General features: G+C 72.3%; 21 protein-coding genes and 1 tRNA gene. 12 read left to right on the plus strand and 10 right to left on the minus strand.

Annotated features, from left to right (window positions below; all coding sequences use genetic code 11):
* Nucleotides 1-166: 166 nt before the first annotated feature.
* Entirely contained in the window at nt 167-1,732 is a 1,566-nt protein-coding gene (locus tag ACZ3ZD_RS15005; protein ID WP_467396790.1) for a purple acid phosphatase family protein, read from the minus strand.
* 165 nt (nt 1,733-1,897) lie between these two features.
* Here ACZ3ZD_RS15005 and ACZ3ZD_RS15010 point away from each other — a divergent pair, with 165 nt between their 5' ends.
* Nucleotides 1,898-2,155 carry a hypothetical protein gene (locus tag ACZ3ZD_RS15010; RefSeq protein WP_467396792.1) on the plus strand — a complete coding sequence of 86 codons (258 nt, stop codon included), beginning with the start codon at nt 1,898-1,900 and terminating at the stop codon, nt 2,153-2,155.
* Nucleotides 2,156-2,201: 46 nt separating this feature from the next.
* Complete coding sequence (glmS, locus tag ACZ3ZD_RS15015; protein WP_467396794.1) at nt 2,202-4,019, plus strand: glutamine--fructose-6-phosphate transaminase (isomerizing); 1,818 nt, start codon at nt 2,202-2,204, stop codon at nt 4,017-4,019.
* 66 nt (nt 4,020-4,085) lie between these two features.
* Here glmS and ACZ3ZD_RS15020 read toward each other — a convergent pair whose 3' ends face one another.
* Both ACZ3ZD_RS15020 and ACZ3ZD_RS15025 read right to left on the minus strand, forming a co-directional pair.
* Entirely contained in the window at nt 4,086-4,646 is a 561-nt protein-coding gene (locus tag ACZ3ZD_RS15020) for a GPR1/FUN34/YaaH family transporter (RefSeq protein ID WP_467396796.1), read from the minus strand.
* 147 nt (nt 4,647-4,793) lie between these two features.
* Nucleotides 4,794-5,318, minus strand: coding sequence for a universal stress protein (locus ACZ3ZD_RS15025; RefSeq protein ID WP_467396798.1), 525 nt, complete (start codon nt 5,316-5,318; stop codon nt 4,794-4,796).
* Between the two features lie 313 nt (nt 5,319-5,631).
* Between ACZ3ZD_RS15025 and ACZ3ZD_RS15030 the strand changes: the two genes are divergently transcribed.
* The 4 genes from ACZ3ZD_RS15030 (at nt 5,632) to ACZ3ZD_RS15045 (ending at nt 8,423) form a co-directional block, all read left to right on the plus strand.
* Nucleotides 5,632-5,901, plus strand: coding sequence for a hypothetical protein (locus ACZ3ZD_RS15030; protein WP_467396800.1), 270 nt, complete (start codon nt 5,632-5,634; stop codon nt 5,899-5,901).
* A gap of 379 nt (nt 5,902-6,280) precedes the next feature.
* Nucleotides 6,281-7,492, plus strand: a complete 1,212-nt coding sequence (locus ACZ3ZD_RS15035; protein ID WP_467396802.1) for a helix-turn-helix domain-containing protein — start codon at nt 6,281-6,283, stop codon at nt 7,490-7,492.
* A gap of 128 nt (nt 7,493-7,620) precedes the next feature.
* Nucleotides 7,621-8,223, plus strand: coding sequence for an oligoribonuclease (gene orn, locus ACZ3ZD_RS15040; RefSeq protein WP_467396804.1), 603 nt, complete (start codon nt 7,621-7,623; stop codon nt 8,221-8,223).
* Between the two features lie 127 nt (nt 8,224-8,350).
* Nucleotides 8,351-8,423, plus strand: a tRNA-His gene (locus tag ACZ3ZD_RS15045).
* 86 nt (nt 8,424-8,509) lie between these two features.
* Here ACZ3ZD_RS15045 and ACZ3ZD_RS15050 read toward each other — a convergent pair.
* Nucleotides 8,510-9,565, minus strand: coding sequence for a LacI family DNA-binding transcriptional regulator (locus ACZ3ZD_RS15050; RefSeq protein WP_467396806.1), 1,056 nt, complete (start codon nt 9,563-9,565; stop codon nt 8,510-8,512).
* Between the two features lie 311 nt (nt 9,566-9,876).
* Between ACZ3ZD_RS15050 and ACZ3ZD_RS15055 the strand changes: the two genes are divergently transcribed.
* The 4 genes from ACZ3ZD_RS15055 to ACZ3ZD_RS15070 all read left to right on the plus strand — a co-directional run bounded on the left by ACZ3ZD_RS15055 (nt 9,877) and on the right by ACZ3ZD_RS15070 (nt 14,649).
* Complete coding sequence (locus ACZ3ZD_RS15055; RefSeq protein ID WP_467396808.1) at nt 9,877-11,202, plus strand: ABC transporter substrate-binding protein; 1,326 nt, start codon at nt 9,877-9,879, stop codon at nt 11,200-11,202.
* The gene (locus ACZ3ZD_RS15060) at nt 11,199-12,224 is read left to right on the plus strand and encodes a carbohydrate ABC transporter permease (protein WP_467396810.1); all 1,026 of its coding nucleotides are present in this window, start codon (nt 11,199-11,201) and stop codon (nt 12,222-12,224) included. The genes ACZ3ZD_RS15055 and ACZ3ZD_RS15060 overlap by 4 nt, the downstream gene beginning before the upstream one ends.
* The gene (locus ACZ3ZD_RS15065) at nt 12,221-13,111 is read left to right on the plus strand and encodes a carbohydrate ABC transporter permease (protein ID WP_467396812.1); all 891 of its coding nucleotides are present in this window, start codon (nt 12,221-12,223) and stop codon (nt 13,109-13,111) included. The genes ACZ3ZD_RS15060 and ACZ3ZD_RS15065 overlap by 4 nt, the downstream gene beginning before the upstream one ends.
* Nucleotides 13,112-13,221: 110 nt before the next feature.
* Nucleotides 13,222-14,649, plus strand: a complete 1,428-nt coding sequence (locus ACZ3ZD_RS15070) for a GH1 family beta-glucosidase (RefSeq protein WP_467396814.1) — start codon at nt 13,222-13,224, stop codon at nt 14,647-14,649.
* An 85-nt stretch (nt 14,650-14,734) separates the two neighbouring features.
* On the opposite strand, the gene ACZ3ZD_RS15075 is transcribed toward ACZ3ZD_RS15070, so the two are convergent.
* The 3 genes from ACZ3ZD_RS15075 to ACZ3ZD_RS15085 form a co-directional block, all read right to left on the minus strand.
* Nucleotides 14,735-16,186: a glycoside hydrolase family 18 protein gene (locus ACZ3ZD_RS15075; RefSeq protein ID WP_467396815.1), complete on the minus strand. Its 1,452-nt coding sequence runs from the start codon at nt 16,184-16,186 to the stop codon at nt 14,735-14,737.
* 110 nt (nt 16,187-16,296) lie between these two features.
* Nucleotides 16,297-17,700, minus strand: a complete 1,404-nt coding sequence (locus tag ACZ3ZD_RS15080) for a sensor histidine kinase (RefSeq protein WP_467396817.1) — start codon at nt 17,698-17,700, stop codon at nt 16,297-16,299.
* On the minus strand, nt 17,700-18,416 hold the full coding sequence (locus ACZ3ZD_RS15085; RefSeq protein ID WP_467396819.1) for a response regulator transcription factor: 717 nt from the start codon (nt 18,414-18,416) through the stop codon (nt 17,700-17,702). Before ACZ3ZD_RS15085 ends, ACZ3ZD_RS15080 begins: the two co-directional genes overlap by 1 nt.
* A 97-nt stretch (nt 18,417-18,513) precedes the next feature.
* On the opposite strand from ACZ3ZD_RS15085, the gene ACZ3ZD_RS15090 reads away from it, so the two are divergent.
* Nucleotides 18,514-19,038, plus strand: a complete 525-nt coding sequence (locus tag ACZ3ZD_RS15090; RefSeq protein WP_467396821.1) for a hypothetical protein — start codon at nt 18,514-18,516, stop codon at nt 19,036-19,038.
* Between the two features lie 76 nt (nt 19,039-19,114).
* Here ACZ3ZD_RS15090 and ACZ3ZD_RS15095 read toward each other — a convergent pair whose 3' ends face one another.
* Together ACZ3ZD_RS15095 and ACZ3ZD_RS15100 are read right to left on the minus strand one after the other, a co-directional pair.
* Nucleotides 19,115-19,978, minus strand: a complete 864-nt coding sequence (locus ACZ3ZD_RS15095) for a spermidine synthase (protein ID WP_467396823.1) — start codon at nt 19,976-19,978, stop codon at nt 19,115-19,117.
* 90 nt (nt 19,979-20,068) lie between these two features.
* Nucleotides 20,069-20,497 (minus strand): hypothetical protein, encoded by a 429-nt coding sequence (locus tag ACZ3ZD_RS15100; protein WP_467396825.1) that lies wholly within the window; start codon nt 20,495-20,497, stop codon nt 20,069-20,071.
* A 266-nt stretch (nt 20,498-20,763) separates the two neighbouring features.
* Between ACZ3ZD_RS15100 and ACZ3ZD_RS15105 the strand changes: the two genes are divergently transcribed.
* Nucleotides 20,764-22,275 carry a hypothetical protein gene (locus ACZ3ZD_RS15105; protein WP_467396827.1) on the plus strand — a complete coding sequence of 504 codons (1,512 nt, stop codon included), beginning with the start codon at nt 20,764-20,766 and terminating at the stop codon, nt 22,273-22,275.
* A gap of 34 nt (nt 22,276-22,309) precedes the next feature.
* Here ACZ3ZD_RS15105 and ACZ3ZD_RS15110 read toward each other — a convergent pair whose 3' ends face one another.
* A complete protein-coding gene (locus ACZ3ZD_RS15110; protein WP_467396829.1) occupies nt 22,310-22,906 on the minus strand; it encodes a histidine phosphatase family protein in 597 nt (198 codons plus the stop codon).
* Nucleotides 22,907-23,095 lie beyond the last annotated feature (189 nt).

Here is a 23,095-nt window from a genome sequence, read left to right on the forward strand (position 1 = left end):
CCTTCGGAAGGATCGACCGCCGGGCGGGGGTTGACCGCCCGCTGTGGTCAGGACCACTGTCCCGCAGATCGGGTGGGCGAACCCCTGGTCCGGCGGAAATCATCCGGAAGGACGGGCGGGCAGGCGGTCCTCGGGCGCCGTTGGGGACCGCCTGCGCCGCGGGCGCCTACCTGGCCGTGCGGGACACCGTGAAGTGGTCGATGCGGTCGCCGGTCTCGGCGATGCCCGACACCTTCAGCGTGGTCTGCCGGCCCTTGGGCGCGGGCCTGACGTCCACGCGCAGGAAGGAGTAGTTCAGGTACCGCACCCGGGACCAGGCGACGGTCTCGTCGACCTTGCCGTCCTTGGTGTTGACGAAGGAGGCCACGGAGTCGGTGGCGTGCTCGTGGCCCTCGTAGGAGTCCGGGGCGGAGAAGGCGTACAGGCTGCGCCCGGCGGCGCCGGCGGTGACGTACACCACGCCGTCGGTCTCGGGGTAGGCGGTGCCGCCGATCGGCAGCTTCCTGGCGACCTTGCCCGCCTTGATGACGTCGGTGCGCTCGTACTGGTGGTTGTGGCCGTTGATGACCAGGTCCACGGTGTACTTCTCGAACAGCGGCACCCACTCCTGGCGCACACCGCCCTCCGAGGCGTGCGCGGTGGAGGTGCAGTAGGCGCAGTGGTGGAAGAAGACGACGACGAAGTCCACGTCCTTCGACGCGCGGAACTTCTTCAGCTGGCGTTCCAGCCACTTGGTCTGGGTTCCGCCGGATATGCCCAGGTTCGCCGGTATTTCGAAGGAGACGTCGTTGGCGTCGAGGGAGATGACCGCCGTGTTGCCGTAGACGAAGGAGTAGACGCCCGGCAGGTTCTTCTTGTCGGGGCCGTTGTCCGGCAGGTTCCAGCGGGCCTCCTCGCCTCCGTAGCCGTTGGGCGAGTACCAGGCCTCCATGTCGTGGTTGCCGTAGGAGGGCATCCACGGGACCTGCTTGGCGACGGACTCGGTCTGGGCGAGGAAGGAGTCCCAGGTGCGCGAGTCGAAGCCGCTGTCGGTGGTCTTGCCCCCGCCGGACGGGTCGGCGTAGGCGATGTCGCCGGCGTGCAGGTGGAAGGCGGGGTTCTGGCCCAGCAGGAGGCTGTTGTTGGCCAGGCCGTGGTAGCCGACACCCTCGTCGCCGAAGGCGGTGAAGGTGAACGGCGCCTTGTGGGCGGGGGCGGTGGTGAAGGTGCCCACGGTGCCCAGCAGGTGGGGGGCGGCCGGGTCGAAGCCCTGGTGGCCGACGCCGTAGTAGTAGGTCCGGCCGGGGCGCAGGTGGGTCAGCTTGGCGTGCAGGTAGTACTGGGTGTGGTCGCCGCTCGCGCCGACACCGGCCGGGGTGTACAGGGTGCGGACCTCGGCCTCGATCTTCCGGGAGAGGTCCCAGGGGTGGGCGCCGATGCGGATGAACGGCTTCTTGACGGCGACCGGGACCTGCCAGGAGACGGTGATCTCGGTGCGCGGGTCGTTGCCCCAGGCCAGGTGGCGGCCGAAGGGGGCGACGAGGGCGCCGTCGACGGTCGCGGCGGCGGGGGCGGTGTGCCGGGTGGGTGCGGCGGCCTGCGCGGTGGCGCCGGGCACGAACGCGCCCCCGGTGACGGCGCCCAGCGTGACGGCGCCGCCCCTGATCATGGTGCGCCGCGAGAATCTGGCGCGCAGGTACTCGTGCTGTTCGGCCATGCTCATGCGCGCGGCCAGCTTCTCGGGTACTCCCATACGAGGTATGTCCATGGCGTCTGAAACTCGTCCGTCCGGGCAACGGGACGCAAGACGCCGGATGGACAGCCTGCGAACAGAGCGCCATAAGACTTTCAACAGCACCCTGCCCGGAATCGGGCACGATTCTTGCGAAAGTGCCGCCGGTGCTCCAGGATCTACCGGGTGCACGACGAACTCGTTGATCATCTGACGCGGTCCACGCCCCTCAGCCGGGGCGAGGCGCTGCGCGTGGTCCAGGACGTGCTCGCCTACTTCGACGAGACGACCCAGGAGTACGTCCGTCGCCGCCACCGCGAACTCCAGGTCCAGGGCCTGGTGAACACGGAGATCTTCGAACGGATCGAGGCGGACCTGAAATACCGGGCGGTGGCGCCGCCGGAGCTGACGCTCAGGCAGCTGCGCCGCATGGTGTACGGCTGAAACCAGCCGGAGCCGGACCAGCGACAGCCAAGGGATACCTCTGTATATGTGCGGAATTGTCGGATACATCGGTAAGCGTGACGTCGCCCCTCTGCTGCTGGAGGGCCTCCAGCGCCTGGAGTACCGCGGCTACGACTCCGCGGGCATCGTCGTCACCTCCCCGAAGACGCCCGGCCTGAAGATGGTCAAGGCCAAGGGCCGGGTGCGCGACCTGGAGGCCAAGGTCCCGGCGCGCTTCAAGGGCACCACCGGCATCGCCCACACCCGCTGGGCCACGCACGGCGCCCCCTCCGACGTGAACGCCCACCCGCACATGTCGGCCGACCAGAAGGTGGCCGTCGTCCACAACGGCATCATCGACAACGCCGCCGACCTGCGCCGCAAGCTGGAGGCGGACGGTGTGGAGTTCCTCTCCGACACCGACACCGAGGTCCTCACCCACCTGATCGCCCGCTCGGCGGCCGAGAAGCTGGAGGACAAGGTCCGCGAGACCCTGCGGGTGGTCGAGGGGACGTACGGCATCGCGGTCATGCACGCCGACTTCTCCGACCGCATCGTGGTGGCCCGCAACGGCTCCCCGGTCGTCCTCGGCATCGGTGAGAAGGAGATGTTCGTCGCCTCCGACATCGCCGCCCTGGTCGCCCACACCCGGCAGATAGTGACGCTGGACGACGGCGAGATGGCCACCCTCAAGGCCGACGACTTCCGCACCTACACCACCGAGGGCACCCGCACCTCGGCCGAGCCGACCACCGTGGAGTGGGAGGCGGCCTCCTACGACATGGGCGGCCACGACACGTACATGCACAAGGAGATCCACGAGCAGGCCGAGGCGGTCGACCGCGTGCTGCGCGGCCGCATCGACGACCGGTTCTCCACCGTGCACCTCGGCGGCCTCAACCTGGACGCCCGCGCGGCCCGGCAGATCCGCCGCGTGAAGATCCTCGGCTGCGGCACCTCGTACCACGCGGGCATGATCGGCGCCCAGATGATCGAGGAGCTGGCCCGTATCCCCGCCGACGCCGAGCCGGCCTCCGAGTTCCGCTACCGCAACCCGGTGGTCGACCCCGACACCCTGTACGTCGCCGTCTCCCAGTCCGGTGAGACGTACGACGTCCTGGCCGCCGTGCAGGAGCTGAAGCGCAAGGGCGCCCGGGTCCTCGGCGTGGTCAACGTGGTGGGCTCCGCGATCGCCCGCGAGGCCGACGGCGGTGTCTACGTGCACGCCGGTCCCGAGGTCTGCGTCGTCTCCACCAAGTGCTTCACCAACACCACGGTGGCCTTCGCGCTGCTCGCCCTGCACCTGGGCCGCACCCGTGACCTGTCGGTCCGCGACGGCAAGCGGATCATCGAGGGCCTGCGCCGGCTGCCCGAGCAGATCACCGAGATCCTCAAGCAGGAGGAGGAGATCAGGCAGCTGGCCGAGAGCTACGCCGACGCCCGCTCGATGCTCTTCATCGGCCGCGTCCGGGGCTACCCGGTGGCCCGCGAGGCCTCCCTGAAGCTCAAGGAGGTCTCCTACATCCACGCCGAGGCCTACCCCGCCTCCGAGCTGAAGCACGGCCCGCTGGCCCTGATCGAGCCGGCGCTCCCCACGGTCGCGATCGTCCCCGACGACGACCTGCTGGAGAAGAACCGCGCGGCCCTGGAGGAGATCAAGGCCCGCAGCGGCAAGATCCTCGCCGTGGCCCACCAGCCGCAGGAGAAGGCGGACCAGACGGTCCTCGTCCCGAAGAACGAGGACGAACTCGACCCCATCCTGATGGGCATCCCCCTCCAGCTCCTCGCCTACCACACGGCGAAGGCCCTGGGCCGGGACATCGACAAGCCGCGGAACCTCGCCAAGTCGGTGACGGTGGAGTAGGCGACGGGAACAGAACGGACCCCCGCGTGGCCACCTTGCACGCGGGGGTCCCCTCCGTGCTGCTCATCAGCCGGCGGCCGTCACCCCCCGGCCCGCAGCACGCCCCGGGAGGGCCGTCGGCCAGTGGGCCAGCGCGGCCGTCGCCGCGTACCAGGCCACCGCGCCCGAGACGGCGGCCAGCCAGCCGCCGGCCTTGGTGAGAGACGAGCTGTCCGCGAACTGCGCCACGGCGAGCACGAGCATCGCCAGGAACAGCAGGCCGTACGTGACCTGGCCGAGGCTGTCCCCGCCGGCGAGGGTCAGGGTGAGCGCCACGAGGGCGAACAGGAGCAGGAAGAGGCCGGCCGCGTCGGCGGACCCGTGCCCGGCGACCGCCCAGGTGAACCACAGGGCGCCGAGGGCCGCGAAGGCCGTACCGGAGACGCTGTCACGGTCCCGGAAGGCCAGCAGGCCGATGAGGAACAGGGCAACTCCGCCCACGTAGTGGGCCAGTGACACGGCGTCGGACGCGGCCACGCCGTCGATGACACCGGTGGTGCCGAGCCCGAACGCCAACAGGGTGACCCCCAGGGCGAGTCGGCCGGCCACGGTGGTGCTTCCGCTTCCCGCAGAGACGTCGTTGTCCACGGCGGGCTCCCTTCGTGCAGGTGCAGTGGTGCGGTGAGCCGTATATGCCCTTCACAAGGGCACAAACCACCTCTACGCACGAGTAGTTTTGCGCTGCACCAACGCTGCCCCCGCCTGGACGCCGTCAGTCCAAGGGAGTTGGGAGGCTCAGGGAATGACGATCACGGGCCGCTGCGCCCGCTTGGCGAGCCGTCCCGCGACGGAGCCGAAGAGCCGGCCGACGAGGCCGTGCGTGGAGCCGACGACGATGGCGTCGGCCTCGTACTCCCGTCCGACCTCTTCCAGCTCGTGGCAGATGTCACCGCCGCGCTCGACCAGGATCCACGGCACCTCGGCCAGGTAGTCCGCACACGCCAGCTCCAGCCCCAGGACCTCCGTGCGGTGGTCCGGCACGTCCACGAAGACGGGCGGCTCGCAGCCGGCCCACACGGTGGTGGGCAGCCGGTTCGCCACATGCACGATGATCAGACCGGAGTGGGAACGGTGGGCCATGCCGATCGCGTAGGCGAGGGCGCGCTCGCTGGAGGTGGAGCCGTCGAAGCCGACGACGACTCCGTGCCGGAAGGCGGGGTCGCAGGGGCGTGACTCGTCCGCCGCCAGGGGCTCGGCCGCCGTGGGATCGGCGACAGGCCGCTTGCGGTCCGCGGGTTCGAAGAATTCGTGACCGGCCATGACTGTCTCGGCGTTGTGATCCTTTATGGGGGAACGACAGTGTGCGGCGGAGCTGTGTCCGGGAAACGTCTTCCCAAGCCCATACCCCCAAGGGTACGGCGGCACGCCTCCTGAGCCCAGATCCCGCGCACGCTCCGTGAGCGGCCCCCCGACGTCCGTAGGGGTTCACCGGAGCATGCACGAGCCGCGCCCGTAACGCAATGGTTGCTGCCCCGTACAGGCGGTTTGCACAGCGTTCACAGCTGCGCCTGCGGTGACCCGGCGGCCGGACGGGCGTTGAATCGGGGTGAGCCACCGCCACAGGGAGTACGAGATGCCCCGTCGCCGACCCGGCAGCGCGCCGCGCCCCACGCCCGACGCCGCCAGCGATGTGATCCGCTGGGCGGCCTTCAGCTGCGTGCTCGTGCCCGTGGTGCTCGTCTGGTACGGCACCTCGCTGGCCGGCGCCGCGGGCACCGCGCTCGGTCTCGCCGCCGTCACTGCCGTCTGCCGGGTGCTGCTGCGCCGCTCCGAGCGGTGCGCCCGGCGTTGCGCCGTGCAACGAGGCGGACGTCACACCCGGGAGCGGACACCGGTCGACTGACCTGTTTCCGCGCCTCCGAACGCTGGTTTTCAGCCAACTTCTGGATATCGACCAGGAGGGGTCCACGCCACCCCTCAACCCCCGTTCCACCTGCACGGAAAGGGTCTTCGGGCCGCTGCGCACCCTACGCGGTTTGGCCACTGCGACAAGGCGCACTTCCCTGCGCGCCTCACGAGTGCAACGCTTCGTGATCGAATGCTTCACGCCAAGTTGTCATGTCGACAATGTGCCGCGTGGGGAACTGGTCACCGCCCGATCGCGGGAGCCAGTAGATTTCGATCTTGACTGTCTTACGGCGGGGGACTCGTGCAGGACCGAGGGGAAACGTGCAGGAGCGACACAACCGAGGAGCCGCGACCACCGAGGGGGGCTTAGCAGTATGAGCCACGACTCCACTGCCTCGCCGGACGCCGCAGCCCGGAAACTGTCCGGGCGACGCCGCAAGGAGATCGTCGCGGTGCTGCTGTTCAGCGGCGGCCCCATATTCGAGAGTTCCATTCCGCTGTCGGTGTTCGGGATCGACCGCCAGGACGCCGGCGTGCCGCGCTACCGCCTGTTGGTGTGTGCCGGCGAGGAAGGCCCGCTGCGGACCACAGGGGGCCTGGAACTCACCGCACCGCATGGGCTGGAGGCGATCTCACGCGCCGGGACGGTCGTCGTACCGGCCTGGCGTTCGATCACCTCACCGCCACCGGAGGAGGCACTCGACGCGCTGCGCCGGGCACACGAGGAGGGCGCCCGCATCGTCGGGCTGTGCACCGGCGCCTTCGTGCTCGCCGCGGCCGGACTGCTGGACGGCCGCCCGGCGACCACCCACTGGATGTACGCACCGACGCTGGCCAAGCGCTATCCGTCGGTGCACGTCGATCCGCGTGAGCTGTTCGTCGACGACGGCGACGTGCTGACGAGCGCGGGTACGGCGGCCGGAATCGATCTCTGTCTCCACATCGTGCGGTCGGACCACGGCAACGAGGCGGCCGGCGCGCTCGCCCGGCGCCTGGTCGTCCCGCCGCGCCGGTCGGGCGGTCAGGAGCGCTACCTCGATCGGTCTTTACCAGAGGAGATCGGCGCCGACCCGCTCGCCGAGGTCGTCGCCTGGGCGCTGGAACACCTCCACGAGCAGTTCGACGTGGAGACCCTGGCGGCACGCGCCTACATGAGCCGCCGTACGTTCGACCGCCGGTTCCGTTCGCTGACCGGGAGCGCGCCGCTGCAATGGCTGATCACGCAGCGCGTGCTCCAGGCGCAGCGGCTGCTGGAGACGTCCGACTACTCGGTGGACGAGGTGGCGGGCCGGTGCGGCTTCCGCTCCCCGGTGGCCCTGCGCGGCCACTTCCGCCGCCAGCTCGGCTCGTCCCCGGCCGCCTACCGGGCCGCCTACCGGGCCCGTCGCCCGCAGGGCGACCGGCCGGGTGAGGCCGAGCCGGCGCTGCCGTCCCCCGGCGCCCCCGCGGGCCTGTCCGGCCCCGGCCCGCTGGGCCCGCCACCGGCCCTGCTGCACGACCCCCGGGACGGCGGGGTGCCGCTGCAGGCCCGCCGCACCGCGGCCGGCGCGGTGGGCCTGCTGCCGGGACCGCGCAGCGGCAACTGAACGAGCGGCGCAGCGCGAGCCGGAGGGGGGCGGAGCCTGGCTCCGCCCCCCCTCCGGCCGGTCCGCGCACCGGTGAGGTCGCTGCACGGTCGGCCCGGCTCGGTGCGCGGCGCCGTAAGGTGAGACGCATGAACGATCGCATGGTGTGGATCGACTGCGAGATGACCGGCCTCTCGCTGTCCGACGACGCTCTCATCGAGGTGGCCGCCCTCGTCACCGACTCCGAGCTGAACGTACTCGGCGAGGGGGTGGACATCGTCATCCGCCCGCCGGACCGGGCGCTGGAGACGATGCCGGAGGTGGTGCGTCAGATGCACACCGCGTCCGGGCTGCTCGCCGAACTGGAGAACGGTACGACCCTGAAGGACGCCGAGGAGCGGGTGCTGGCGTACGTGAAGGAGCACGTGAAGGAGCCCGGCAAGGCCCCCCTGTGCGGCAACTCGGTCGGCACCGACCGGGGCTTCCTGCTGCGGGACATGCCCACGCTGGAGGACTACCTCCACTACCGGATCGTCGACGTGTCCTCGGTGAAGGAGCTGGCGCGCCGCTGGTACCCGCGGGCGTACTTCAACAGCCCGGAGAAGAACGGCAACCACCGGGCCCTCGCCGACATCCGCGAGTCGATCGCCGAACTGCGCTACTACCGCGAGGCCGTCTTCGTGCCGCAGCCCGGCCCGGACTCCGACACCGCCCGGGCGATCGCCGCCAAGCACGTCCTGCCCGCGCAGTAGCCGCCCGCGCGGGCTCCCCCGGGCCCGCCCGGCCGCCCGCGCGAAACCCGTGCGCGAGCACCCCTCGGGACCCTGTAGACTTCTTCTCGGCCGGTCGGGGAAACGACGAGTTCAACCGCCGGTCGTGGTGGGTGTAGCTCAGCTGGTAGAGCACCTGGTTGTGGTCCAGGATGTCGCGGGTTCGAGTCCCGTCACTCACCCTGAGTAATCAGCCGGTGACCCCGTCGCAAGACGGGGTCACCGGCTGTTCGCGTTGCGCCGGGGGGCTGTCGGCCCCCCGACCCCGCTACGACGACGCCCGGATCACCAGTTCCGTCGGGAGTACCGCCCGACGGCGGTCCAGACCGCGGGACGCGGGCGGGCGCCGGTCTGCGATCTCGGTGAGGAGGAGGTCCGTCATCGCGCGGCCCATCTCCTCTATGGGCTGGCGGACGCTGGTGAGCGGGGGGTCCATGTGGCGGGCGATGGCCGAGTCGTCGTAGCCGACCAGGGCGACGTCGTCCGGGATGCGGCGGCCCGCCTCGCGCAGCACCTGGCGGGCGCCGGCCGCCATCACGTCCGAGCCGGCGAAGACCGCGTCCAGGTCGGGGTGGTGGGACAGCAGGAGGGTCATCGCCCGGCGGCCGCCCTCCTCGGTGAAGTCGCCCGGCTCGATGAGCCGGTCGTCGGCCGGGTGGCCCGCGGCGCGCAGGGCCTCGCGGTAGCCGTCGACGCGGCGCTGGGCGCCGTAGACGTCCAGCCGGCCGGTGATGTGGGCGATCCGGCGGCGGCCCCGGCCGAGCAGGTGCTCCACGGCCGAGCGGGCCCCGCCGAAGTTGTCCGAGTCCACCGAGGTCAGCGACTCCGCCGCCGAGCGCGGGCCGCTGATCACGGCCGGGATCTCCAACTGGGCCAGCAGGTCCGGGAGGGGGTCGTCGGCGTGCACGGAGACCAGCAGGACGCCGTCGACGCGGTGGGCCGCCAGGTACTGGGCCAGCCGCTGCCGCTCACGGTCGCTGCCCGCGAAGATCAGCAGCAACTGCATGTCGGTGTCGGAGATCTCGGCGCCGACCCCGCGCAGCATGTCCGAGAAGTACGGCTCGGCGAAGAACCGGGTCTCCGGCTCGGGGACGACCAGGGCGATGGCGTCGGTGCGGTTGGCCGCGAGGGCGCGGGCGGCGGTGTTGGGGACGTAGCCGAGTTCGGCGACGGCGGCCTCGACCGCGGCGCGGGTGGCGTCGCTGACCCGGGGGGAGCCGTTGATCACCCGGGAGACCGTGCCCCGCCCGACCCCCGCCCGCGCGGCGACCTCTTCGAGCGTGGGCCGCCCTCCGCTCCGGCCCCGCCCTCCGTGGCTTGCCATGGGCTCCGCCTTTCTCACGCCATGTCTGTTCTGGCTGGAATCTAACAGTCCTGGCCAGAGTGGTGAGCGGTACCAGGCGGCGCCGCCTGGGCAGTTAACAGGCAGATAACTGAACGCGGTTCGCCCTGTCCGCTCCCTTGACACCCCGCCGGGAACCGACGACCCTTCAACACATCACTGGTGGGAGCGCTCCCACAGTACCTGACACCTACACATCCCGCACGTTCCCCGCCCGAGCCGCAGCGAGTACGAACGGGCCCAATTCCAGCAGTTGGCCGGGGGGTCGGCACGTCAGGCAACAGGAGGACGTAATGCGCACGAGCATCCGCCGGTCCCAGCGGCTGATGGCCCTCGCGGCCGTGGCCGCACTGACCACGGGGCTGCTGGCCGGCTGCGCCAACGACTCGGACGACGGCTCGTCCGACAACTCGGGCGGCGGCGGTGGGGGCGGCAAGATCACGTTGACCGTCGGTACCTTCGGCGTCTTCGGCTACAAGCAGGCCGGCCTCTACGACGAGTACATGAAGCTCCACAAGGACATCACCATCAAGGAGAACGTCACCACGCGTACCGACGTCTACTGGCCGAAGGTGCTCACCCGCCTCCAGGCCGGCTCCGGCACCGACGACGTCCAGGCCATCGAGGTCGGCAACATCACCGAGGCCGTGCAGACCCAGGCGGACAAGTTCGTGGACCTCGGCAAGGAGGTCGACAAGTCGCAGTGGCTGGGCTGGAAGCTCGCGCAGGCCACCACCAAGGACGGCAAGACCATCGGACTCGGCACCGACATCGGCCCGATGGCGATCTGCTACCGCAAGGACCTGTTCAAGAAGGCCGGCCTGGAGACGGACCGCAACAAGCTGGCCGCCCAGTGGAAGGGCGACTGGGGCAAGTACGTCGACGTGGGCAAGCAGTACATGAAGAAGGCGCCGAACGGCACGAAGTTCGTCGATTCCGCCTCCTCGGTCTACAACGCGGCCCTCGGCGGCGCCGACACCCGCTACTACGACAAGGACGGCAACATCGTCTGGGACAAGTCCGACGGTGTGAAGAAGTCCTGGGACACCGCGATGGCGGTCGCCACCAGCAACATGTCCGCCAAGCTCAAGCAGTTCGACAAGCCGTGGGACCAGGGCTTCGCCAACGGCACCTTCGCGACCGTGGCCTGCCCGGCGTGGATGATCGGCTACATCGAGCAGAAGTCCGGTGACGCCGGCAAGGGCAACTGGGACGTGGCGGCGGCCCCGACCGCGGCCAACTGGGGCGGCTCCTTCCTCGGTGTGCCCACGGCGGGCAAGCACCAGAAGGAGGCCATCGACCTGGTGAAGTGGCTGACCGCGCCGGAGCAGCAGGCCAAGGTCTTCGCCAAGCAGGCCAGCTTCCCGTCGACCCCGTCGGCGTACGCGAACCTGAAGCCGGCCGCGGACACCATGGCGTACTTCTCGAACGCGCCGATCACGCAGATCTTCGCCGACTCCGCGAAGACCATCCCGGTGCAGTACTTCGGCATCAAGGACCAGCCGATCAACACCGCGCTGACCGACGTCGGCATCCTCCAGGTCGAGCAGAAGGGCAAGTCGCCCGAGCAGGGCTGGGACGCCGCGAAGAACGAGATCAAGGACGTGCTCGGCCAGTGAGCAGCTCCAAGCAGGCTCTCGCGCATCCCGCGTCGAGCGCCGAGGCCGCGCCCGGCACCCCGCCGGGCGCGGCCCGGGGCGCTCGCGGTCGTGGTGCGCCGGCGGCGCCCGACTCCTGGCGCAGCCGGCTCTACCGCTGGGACACGAAGGCGGCACCGTACGCCTTCGTCGCCCCCTTCTTCGTGCTCTTCGGGGCCTTCTCGCTGGTCCCGTTGCTCTACACGGCCTGGTACTCGCTGCACGACGTGCAGCTGTCGGCGCTCGACCACCAGACCTGGGCCGGCCTGGACAACTACAGGAACCTGCTGTCCTCGGACTTCTTCTGGAACGCCCTCAAGAACACCCTGAGCATCGGCGTCATCTCGACCGTGCCGCAGCTGCTGGCCGCGCTCGGGCTCGCGCACCTGCTCAACTACAGGCTGCGCGGCTCGACCGTGTGGCGCGTGGTGATGCTGACCCCGTACGCGACCTCGGTGGCGGCGGCGACCCTGGTGTTCACGCTGCTGTACTCGTGGGACGGCGGCATGGTCAACTGGGTCCTGCACTTCTTCGGGGTGGACCCGGTCAACTGGCGTGAGTCCGACTGGGGTTCGCAGTTCGCGGTGTCGTCCATCGTGATCTGGCGGTGGACCGGGTACAACGCGCTGATCTACCTGGCCGCCATGCAGGCGATCCCGGCCGACCTGTACGAGTCGGCGGCGATCGACGGCGCCAACCGCTGGCAGCAGTTCCGGCACGTGACCGTTCCGCAGCTGCGGCCCACGATCTTGTTCACCGTGGTCGTCTCCACCATCGGCGCGACCCAGCTCTTCGGTGAGCCGCTGCTGTTCGGCGGGGTCAGCGGGTCCAAGGGCGGCTCGGAGCACCAGTACCAGACCCTCGGTCTGTACATGTACGACCAGGGCTGGATCATCGGCAACCTCGGCAAGGCCTCCGCTATCGCCTGGTCGATGTTCCTGATCCTGCTGATCATCGCCGCGGTCAACCTGCTGCTCACCCGACGGCTGAGGAAGTCCCAATGACCACCACTGAACTGACCCTGCCCCGGCAGGCGGGCCGGCGCCGCGGCCGCGGCCGGATGGGCGCGGGCAAGCAGCTGCACGCGGGCCCGGTGACCTACCTGGTGCTGGCCGTCTTCGCGCTGGTCTCGCTGGCTCCGCTGGTGTGGACGGCGATCGCGGCCTCCCGCACCGACCGGCGGCTGGCCCAGACCCCGCCGCCGCTGTGGTTCGGCGGCAACCTCTTCAGGAACCTGCAGGCGGCCTGGGACCAGGCCGGGCTCGGTACCGCCATGCTGAACTCGGTGATCGTGGCGGGCACCATCACGGTGAGCACGGTGCTGTTCTCCACGCTGGCCGGCTTCGCCTTCGCCAAGCTGCGGTTCCGGTTCTCCGGCGTGCTGTTGCTGCTGACCATCGGCACCATGATGATCCCGCCGCAGCTGGCCGTCGTACCGCTGTACCTGTGGATGTCGGACCTGGGCTGGTCCAACCAGCTCCAGACGGTGATCCTGCCGAGCCTGGTGACCGCGTTCGGTACGTTCTTCATGCGGCAGTACCTGGTGCAGGCGCTGCCGTCGGAGCTGATCGAGGCGGCCCGGGTGGACGGGGCGAGCAGCCTGCGGATCGTGTGGCACGTCGTCTTCCCGGCCGCGCGGCCCGCGATGGCGGTGCTGGGCCTGCTGACGTTCGTGTTCGCCTGGAACGACTTCCTGTGGCCGATCATCGCCCTGACCCAGCAGAACCCGACCGTGCAGGTGGCTTTGAACTCGCTCGGCACCGGGTACGTCCCCGACCAGGCGGTGATCATGGCGGGCGCGCTGCTCGGCACGCTGCCGCTGCTGGTCGCCTTCCTGCTGTTCGGCAAGCAGATCGTGGGCGGGATCATGCAGGGCGCGATCAAGGGCTGATCCGCCCGCCGGTTTCTCGGGGGCCGGGTCACCGCCGGCCCGGCCCCCTTCTCCCTCCTTCTCCCCCACTTCATCCGTCGGCTCTTCCGACCGTTCATGGGAGCGCTTCCATGTCTGACTCCGTTTCGTCCGTGACGTTTCCTCCCGCCTTCCTCTGGGGCGCCGCGACCTCGGCGTACCAGATCGAGGGGGCGGTGCGGGAGGACGGCCGCACCCCCTCGATCTGGGACACCTTCAGCCATACGCCGGGCAAGACGGCCGGCGGCGAGACGGGGGACGTCGCGGTCGACCACTACCACCGCTACCGGGACGACGTGGCGCTGATGGCGGAGCTGGGCCTGACCGCGTACCGCTTCTCCGTCTCCTGGTCCCGGGTGCAGCCGACGGGCCGGGGGCCGGTGGTCCAGCGGGGGCTGGACTTCTACCGCCGGCTGGTCGACGAGCTGCTGGCGCGGGGCATCAAGCCGGCGCTGACCCTCTACCACTGGGACCTGCCGCAGGAGCTGGAGGACGCGGGCGGCTGGCCGGCCCGGGACACCGCGTACCGGTTCGCCGAGTACGCCCAGCTGGTCGGGGCCGCGCTGGGCGACCGGGTGGAGCAGTGGATCACCCTCAACGAGCCCTGGTGCAGCGCCTTCCTGGGGTACGGCTCCGGGGTGCACGCGCCCGGGCGCACCGACCCGGCGGCCTCGCTGCGCGCGGCCCACCACCTCAACCTGGGGCACGGGCTGGCCGCTTCGGCCCTGCGGGCGGCGATGCCTGCCCGCAACCAGATCGCGATCAGCCTCAACTCCTCGGTCGTCCGGCCGCTTTCCCCGGACCCGGCGGACCTGGCCGCGGCCCGCCGGATCGACGACCTGGCCAATGGCGTCTTCCACGGCCCGATGCTGCACGGCGCCTACCCGGCGTCGCTGCTGGAGGCCACGCGCTCGGTGACCGACTGGTCCTACGTCCTCGACGGCGACCTCGCCACGATCCACGCCCCGCTGGACGCGCTGGGCCTGAACTACTACACGCCCACCCTGGTCTCGGCCGCGTCCGGTGAGGTCAAGGGGCCCCGGGCGGACGGCCACGGCTCCAGCGAGCACTCGCCCTGGCCGGCCGGGGACGACATCCTCTTCCACCAGACCCCCGGCGACCGCACGGAGATGGGCTGGACGATCGACCCGACGGGTCTGTACGACCTGATCATGCGCTACACGCGCGAGGCACCGGGCCTGCCCCTGTACGTCACCGAGAACGGCGCGGCCTACGACGACAAGCCCGACCCCGACGGCCGGGTCCACGACCCCGAGCGCATCGCCTACCTGCACGGCCACCTGTCGGCGGTCCGGCGCGCGATCACGGACGGCGCCGACGTACGCGGCTACTACCTGTGGTCCCTGATGGACAACTTCGAGTGGGCGTACGGCTACGGCAAGCGGTTCGGCGCGGTGTACGTGGACTACGCGACGCTGGAGCGGACCCCGAAGTCGAGCGCGCGGTGGTACGGGGAGGCGGCCCGGACGGGGGTGCTGCCGCAGGTGGCCTCGGTCTAGCACGTGGATCGCGGCCCGTCGGGGGGCGGGCCGCGGCCGCGGTCACCGGACGCGGGGGGCGAAGCCGGTCGTCCGGTCCGGCCGGCTATCCCTTGTACGCCCCGAACGCCTTCGCGAAGGCGGACTTCTCCTGGAGGATCGAGCTGCACGTGGCGTCGGCGGTGGGCTTGGTGCCGCCCGCGCACTGCTGGTCGCGGGTCGCGGACCACATGGAGAGCCCGCCGAGGCCCTTGGACCGGGCGAAGTTCACCAGCTGGGTGGCGTCCTCGACCGTGAAGACCTCGGAGGAGACGTCGTTGACGCCGATCATCGGGGTGACGCCGACGGTCTTCCAGGCGGCGGCGTCGGACAGCCCCAGCACGCTCTTGACCTGGGCCTGGGTGGCCGTCGCGGCCTGCTCGGCGTAGGTGCCCATGTCACCGCTGTACGAGGCGCCGTAGTCCATCGCCATGATGTTGACGGTGCCGATCCGCACGCCGTCGGCCTTGGCGCCGGCGAGGAGGTTCACGCCGTCCTGGGTGAGGCCCTCGGGCATCACCGGGAGGGTGAAGGAGACGTCCAGGCCGGGGTGCTGGGTCTGGAGCTTGGCGATGGCCTGGGCGCGGCGGGTGTTGGCCGCGGTGTTCGGCAGCGCGCCGCCCTCGACGTCGAAGTCCACCTTGGTCAGCTTGAACGCGTCGACCGCCTTGCCGTAGGCCGCCGCCAGCGCGTCCACGGAGGAGCAGGTGGTGGCGAGTTCGGAGCCGGAGGCGCCGCCGAAGGAGACCCGCACGTCACCGCCCTCGGCCCGCAGCGAGCCGATCTGCGCGGCCACGGCGTCGCCGGTCAGGTCCGTGACGCCTCCCCACTTCGGGGTGCAGCCGCCGCCGTCGGTGAGGAAGGCCAGGGTGTAGTTCTTCACGCCGGTGGCGCCGGCGGCGCCGTGGAGGTCGAAGGCCGGGTAGAGGCTGGTGTCGACGTAGGGGGCGAAGCCTGCGGAGCCGGCGGTGCCGGTTCCGGTGCCGCCCGTGGAGGTGGTCGTGGGGGCGGGCGTGGCGGTGGCGGTCGGCTTGGTGGGCGTGGGGGCCGGTGTGGTCCGGGTCGGACGGCCGCTCGGCTCGGGGGTCGGGCCGCCGTCCGCGGAACACCGGGTGCCGTCGATACGACAGCCGGTCGGGTCGCCGCTGCCGGTCACCGTGAAGCCGACGGTCACCGACTTGCCGGGGGCCAGGCCGTCGGTGTCCCAGGTGGCCGGCTTCACGGTGACGTGCCGGCCGCTCACGCGGGACTCGCCGTTCCACAGCGAGCCGAGTGTGGCGCCCGCGGGGAGGTCGAACTCCAGCGTCCAGGTCTTCTCGGCCTGGCCGGTGTTGTTGGTGACGACGTACTGGGCGGTGTACCCGGTGGACCAGTCGCTGGTCTTCGTGTACGCGGCGTTCACCCCGGCCGCGTTCGCGGTGCCGGTGAGCAGGACCGCACCGCCGCCCACCGCGGCCGCGGCCACCAGGCCGCCTATCGCCTTGTTCCTGCCACTGATCCTGCGCCGGTGCGTGCTCATGCGCGTGCCTGCCTTCGCTGTTCACGGGGGTGGGGTGCGGCAGCACGCTAGCGAGCGGGAACTGGACAAACGGCTGGTTACGGGCGGTCGTTGGAGACCTTAGGGTTCGCTTAAGGGAGGGATCGGGGGCGGTTAAAGGTCGAGACCAGTCCGCGGGGCCGGCGCCTGCGCGCGACCCCCCGCCGGCTTCGCCCGGCCGGCCCCCGCGCGTCCAGCTGGAACCGGACCCGCACCTCCGTGCCGCCCAGCACCGAGGCGCCGATGCGGACGTCACCGCCGGTGGACTCGGCGAGCCTGCGCACGATGTCCAGGCCGAGGCCGGTGGAGCCGGTGGTCCCGGAACCCCGGCCGCGGGCCATCGCCGCCTCGGGGTCGGGTATGCCGGGGCCTCCGTCGGAGACGAGCACGATCACCGCGTCCTCGCCGTTGTGCACGTCGACCGCGAAGGCGGTGCCCTCGGGGGTGTGCCGGAAGACGTTGCCGAGCAGGGCGTCGAGGGCGGCGGCCAGGTCGGGGCGGCCCACGGGTACGCGTACCGGCCGGTCCACGCCGGCCACCCGCCACGTGCGGCCCTCGTCCTCGGCCAGCGCGGACCAGAACTCCATGCGCTCACGGACCACTTCGGCCGCGTCGCAGCCGGCGCCCGGTCCGGCGGCCGCCGTCTGCGGCTTGGCCTCGCGGGCCGTGCGGATGATGGTGTCGACCTCGCGCTCCAGCTGGGCGACGGCGGCGCGGGTCTGCTCGGCGGCCGGCCCGGCGCCGAGGGAGGCCGCGTTCAGCCTGAGGACGGTGAGGGGGGTGCGCAGCCGGTGCGAGAGGTCGGCGGCCAGCTCCCGCTCGTTGGCGAGGAGTTGCACGACCTGGTCGGCCATGGAGTTGAACGCGACGGCGGCGAGCCGGAGTTCGGTCGGGCCCTCCTCCCGTACCCGGGCGCCCAGTCTGCCCTCGCCCAGTTCGTGCGCGCCCTCGACCAGCCGCCGGGCGGGTCGCACCATGCGCACCCCGAGCCGGTCGGCGACGGCCACCGAGCCGACGGTCAGCGCGAGGCCGACGGCCGCGAGCACCGCCCAGGCCGTGCCGACGCCGTGGGTCATCGCGGACTCGGGGACGTACACCTCGACCACGGCGATGGCGCCGGAGCCGAGCGCGACCGGCTGGAGCAGGGTGGAGCCGCCGGGCACGGTGGTGGTGGAGGCGCGGCCCAGTCTCCGTACGGCCTGGATGTCGCGGGCGGCGGCGCGCTGCCGGCCGAGGTCGAGGGCGGGCCGGCCGCCGTCGGCGGGCAGGTGGAGGGCCATCTCGGGGCCGGCGCCGGCCGAGGCGACCACCCGCTCCAGCTTGTCCCGGTCGGTGGTGATGGACAGCGCGGGCGCGACCGCGGCGGCCTGCCGCTCGGCGGCCGCGAAGGCGCGGTCGCGGGCCATCTCCTTGACGACCAGGCCGAGCGGCACGGCGAAGGCGACCACGACCATCGTGGTGACCGCCAGGCAGACCTTGACCAGGGCCCACCTCATCACGGGACCCGCCCGTCCGCCGAGGGGTCCGACGGGGGTTCGAGTTTCACGCCGACACCGCGCAGGGTGTGCAGATAGCGCGGCCGGGCGGCGGTCTCCCCCAGCTTGCGGCGCAGCCAGGACAGATGGACGTCGATGGTCTGGTCGTCGCCGTAGGACTGCTGCCAGACCTCGGCGAGCAGTTCCCGGCGCGGCACGACGACCCCGGGGCGGCCGGCGAGGAAGGCGAGCAGGTCGAACTCGCGTCGGGTGAGGTCGAGCCGGACGCCGTCCAACTCGGCCTGGCGGCGCAGCGGGTCGACGGTGAGGCCGCCGACGCGCAGGACGGCCGGGGGTGCGGGCTCCGCACCGGCGGAACGGGCCCGGCGCAGCACGGCCGCGATCCGGGCGGAGAGGTGCTCGACGGAGAACGGCTTGGTGAGGTAGTCGTCCGCGCCCGCGTTCAGCAGCCGGACGACCTCCGTCTCGTCGTCCCGGGCGGTGGCGACGATGACGGGCACGTCGGTGATGCCACGGAGCATCTTCAGCGCCTCGGAGCCGTCCAGGTCGGGCAGTCCGAGGTCCAGGATGACGAGGTCGAAGCGGAAATGGGCGACCTCGCGCAGCGCCTCCAGTGCCGTACCGACGCTGCGCACGGTGTGGGCGGCGTCGGTCAGGTGCCGGATGAGCGCCGAGCGCACGAACTGGTCGTCCTCGACCACGAGCACACTTGCCATGCGCCGCACCGTACGCCATGCGGCCCACCCCGGCGGGCGCCTGTGGACAACCCGGGGCATGTGCACAGGCGGTACCGCTGGGGCAGGATGGCCCGCGATGCGCAGAGGACTCGTCCACGTACTGGCGTGGCTGCTGGCGACCGGAGCGGCGGTCACGCTGTCGTGGTGGGGCGTGCACACGGTGATGGCGGGGACGGTGTACGACCCGCCGCGCGCCCTGCCGGTCACGGCGGCCGGCGCGGACACCCAGGGCTCGCGGCCCGCGTCCCGGACGCCCTCGCCTTCCCCGACCCGGTCGCACGAGCGGCCGGCCGCGCCGGAGCCGACGCCGGCGCCGGCGCGCACCCCGGCCCGCACGCCGTCCCCCGCCCCCTCCCCGTCCTCCGGCGCCACCGCGTCGGGCCGGGTCAGGGCCTACGACACGGACGGCGGCCGGGCGGTGTTCGACCTGGGGCCGGCCGACGCGACGCTGGTCTCGGCGACCCCGGGGACCGGCTGGGCGATGCAGGTGTGGACGACGCAGAGCTGGATCCGGGTGGAGTTCAGCCGGGGCACGGACCGGGTGTCGGTGTTCTGCACCTGGCACGACGGGCCACCGCGGGTCCAGGTGCTCACCTACTGACCGGCCGGCCGGCGCCGGTTCTCGGTGGCGTGAAGGACCGTGTCGGCGGCGGCCGTCGGACGGCACACGGGTGGCCCTAGTGGAACACCGAGGGCGGTGGGGCCGGGGAGGCGACCGCGGCCTCGTCCGTCACGGGCAGCGCGCCGCCGGTGAAGTCGGTGAGCCGCCTGCCGTGTTCGACCCGGCCGGGGTGCGGGTCGGAGGCGGCGCGGCGGGTGAGGTCGGCGAGCGGCAGCGGGAGGTCGGCGGCGACCAGGATCGCGTTGCCGAAGCGCTTGCCGCGCAGCACGGCCGCGTCGGCGATCAGCGCGAGTTCGCCGAACCGGGCGGCGGCGGTGGCGATCTGGCCGCGCAGGTGCGCGAGCGGCGGGCCGTCGGCGAGGTTGGCCGCGTAGACACCGGAGGGCTTCAGGGCGCGGCGGACCTCGTCGAGGAACTCGGTGGAGGTGAGGTGGGCGGGAGTGCGGGCGCCGCTGAAGACGTCCGCGACGACCAGGTCGGCCCAGCCGTCCGGCACCTTGGCCAGGCCGGCGCGCGCGTCGACGGCGCGCACCCGGATCCGCGCGTTCGCGTCCAGTGGCAGCTCGCGGCGGACCAGCTCGACCAGGCGCGCGTCCCGCTCCACGACCTGCTGGGTGGAGCGGGGCCGGGTCGCGGCGACGTACCGCGCGAGGGTGAACGCGCCGCCGCCGAGGTGCACCGCGTGCACGGGCCTGCCGGGCGGTGCGACGAGGTCGATGACATGGCCGAGGCGGCGCTGGTACTCGAAGGAGAGGTGGGCCGGGTCGTCCAGGTCGACGTGCGACTGGGGCGCCCCGTCGATCAGCAGCGTCCACGCCCGGCCGCGGTCCGGGTCGGGCACGAGCCGCGCGGTCCCGCCCTCGACCGGCTCCTCGACGGTGGCGGCCGACCCGCGCCGCGTGTTCCTGGACCTGCCCATGGGGCCATTTTCGCAGCCGCCGCGAGCGGCTGCGGCCTCGGGCGGCCGCCTGCGGCCCCGGGCGGGCGCCGGCACCCGCGGGCGGGGGCGTCAGCGGCAGTTGTCGGCGGCCTCGATCAGGCGGGCCGCCTCGCCCAGGGCCCGGCGCAGCACCACCGGGTCGGTGGCGAGGTCGGCCTCGCCGGGCGGCAGCAGCCAGTCGGAGCCCTCCACCGGCGACTCGGGGGCCGTCCGCAGCCCGCGGCCGTCCGTCTCGGTGCAGGTGCTGCCGGGCAGGTCCCAGCCGGCGGCCGTACCGGCCGGCACCAGGAAGCCGAGGGTGCCGCAGCCGTCGTCGTGCAGCACGGGCCCCACCGCGTCCGCGGCCGCCCGCCGCAGGATGTCGACCGCCTCCAGCCCCTGCCGGGTCGGTACCGTCACGAGGTCGCACGCCGCGTCAGCCGCCGGGTACGTCAACGACGGCGACAACGACGGTGACGACAGCGACGTACACGGTTCGTTGCCCTGGCTGGTCTCCATGCCGGCCTCCACCACACAGCCCTGTTGCGGTCCATGGGGTCCAACGCGCGAGCCCGTCAAGGGAAACGGCACAAGTGCGCCGCAAAGGATGGCACTTCATGGCAGATCGTGGGGGAGATATCCGGTTTGTAGCCAAACACCGCGTGGCGGGTCCGTCACAGCAGGTACGTTCATGCCCGCCGGAACCAGGGCGTCACACGGGCGACCCGCCCCGAAATCACCCCGGTTCCGGCATGGTTCGACGGTTCGCACGAGAGGACCCGGCCATGGCGTCGTCAACCGTGACCTCGTCACAGCCCGAACGGCCCGCCCGGCCGAACCTCGCCTTCCGGCGGCTGCGCGGCCGGCGTTCACCGGCCGAGTTCGCGGCACTGGTACGGCGGGCGGCGCGGGAGATCGGTGAGCGGGTGAGCTGTGACGCGCGTTACATCGGCCGGGTCGAGGCCGGTGAGATCCGCTGCCCCAACTACGCGTACGAACGGGTGTTCCTGCACATGTTCCCCGGCCGCACCCTCACCGACCTCGGCTTCGCCCCCCGCTCGTCCGTCCGCGGCCGCGCGGCGCGCACGGCCGTGGAGACGCCGCGGCCCCGGGCCGCGGGCACGGCGCACGGTGAAACGGGCGGGACCGGGAATCCGTATGTCCGCTACGACACGCAGGGCACGCACGATCCGTACGAACGGCGTGAACGGTATGAACCGCACGCATCGCATGAACCGCACGAACCCGGTGCGGAAGTCCCCCTGAACCACGAGGAGAGCGACGTGCTGCGTCGCGCATTCATGACCGGCGGAGGCGCCACGGTGGCCGCCGCCACGCTGGCCCCGCTGGGGCTCACCACCGGCGCGGCGGCGGCCGGACGGCCCTCGCGGCGGGCCGGCACCCCCGAGGCGGCGGCGCTGGAGGAGGCCGTCCGCCGGATCCGGGTGCTCGACGACCGGCACGGCGCGGACGGCCTCTACCGGCGCGCGGCCGCTCCGCTGCGCGCCGCCTACGCGCTGCTCGACGCCGGCGCGACCCGGCAGACCACCGCCGACCGGCTGCACGCGGGCGCCGGTGAACTCGCCATCTCCGTGGGCTGGCTGGCCCACGACTCCGGGCGCTTCGACGACGCCCGCTCGCACTACGCGGAGGCGCTGGCCACCGCCCGCATGACCGGCGACCCGGCCCTGGAGGCGCACGCCTTCTGCAACACCGCGTTCCTGGCCCGGGACACCGGGCGCCCCCGGGAGGCGGTGCGGGCCGCGCAGGCCGCGCAGCGCGCCGCCCGGCCGCTCGGCTCCGACCGGCTGATGTCCCTGCTCGCGCTGCGCGAGGCGGGCGGCTGGGCGGGGCTCGCCGACCGCACCGGCTGCGCGCGGGCGCTGGCCCGCGCGCAGGCCCTCTTCGCGCGGGGCCGCTCGGACGCCGACCCCGAGTGGATGAGCTTCTACGGAGAGGCCGAGCTGGAGGGGCTGGAGGCGCAGTGCTGGTCCACGCTGGGCGACTGGGGGCGGGCGTCCCGGCACGCGCGGCGGGCGGCGCGGCTGCAGGATCCGCACTTCACCCGCAATATCGCGCTCTACACCGCCGAGCTGGCCGACGACCTCGCCCGCGAGGGCCGACCCGACGAGGCGGCGGAGGCGGGGCTGCGGGTGCTGTCGTTGCTCGACCAGGTGCAGTCCTCCCGCATCCAGACGATGCTCGCGGGGACCGCGCGGGTGCTGTCGCCGCACCGGCGGGCCTCGGGGGTGTCGGAGTTCCTGGACCGCCACGCCTCGCTGCCCCGGCGGGCGTAGGCACCCCTCCGGTCCGGGAGCGGCGGCCGGCCCGTCAGCCCGCCAGGTGCCCCAGGTCGTTCCAGCTCTCGATCGCCGGAGCCCCGTAGGCCCAGCCGAGGACGGACAGCGAGGTCGGGTTCAGCCGTATGCGCGCCGCGAAGTCCAGCGGCAGACCCAGCCAGCGCGCGCCGATCGACCGCAGGATGTGCCCGTGGGCGAAGACCAGGACGTCACGGTCGGCCGAGCGGGCCCAGGCGACGACCTCGTCCGCGCGCGCGGTGACCTCGGCGAGGGTCTCGCCCTCCGGGACCCCGTCCCGCCAGATCAGCCAGCCGGGCCGGACGGCCTGGATCCCGGCCGGGGTCATGCCCTCGTACGCGCCGTAGTCCCACTCCATGAGCGTGTCCCACGTCGTGGCGCGGTCGCCGAAGCCGGCCAGTTCGCACGTCTCCCGCGCGCGGGAGAGCGGGCTGGTGCGCACCTCGGCGCCCGCCAGACCGTCCAGCGGCGCCCGGTGCAGCCGCTCGCCGAGCAGCTTGGCCCCGCGCCGCCCCTCCTCCAGCAGCGGCACGTCGGTCCTGCCGGTGTGCTTGCCGGACAGCGACCAGGCCGTCTGTCCGTGCCGGGCCAGCAGGATGCGCGGTGCCATGCGAGACCTCTCCGAGGAGCGAGCGGTTCCGGGACGAGGACCCGGAAGGGGTGGGTGCGGACACGTGGACGGGGGGACGAGCCGACGGGGACAAGTGGATGCGGTCCTTCCATCATCGCGCACCCCGGTCCCGGGCAACCCGCCGGGCGCTCCCGGCGTCTTCGTGGACTGGAACCCGTCCAGGGTGTC

It is taken from the genome of Streptomyces sp. NPDC023481 (genome assembly GCF_055560195.1).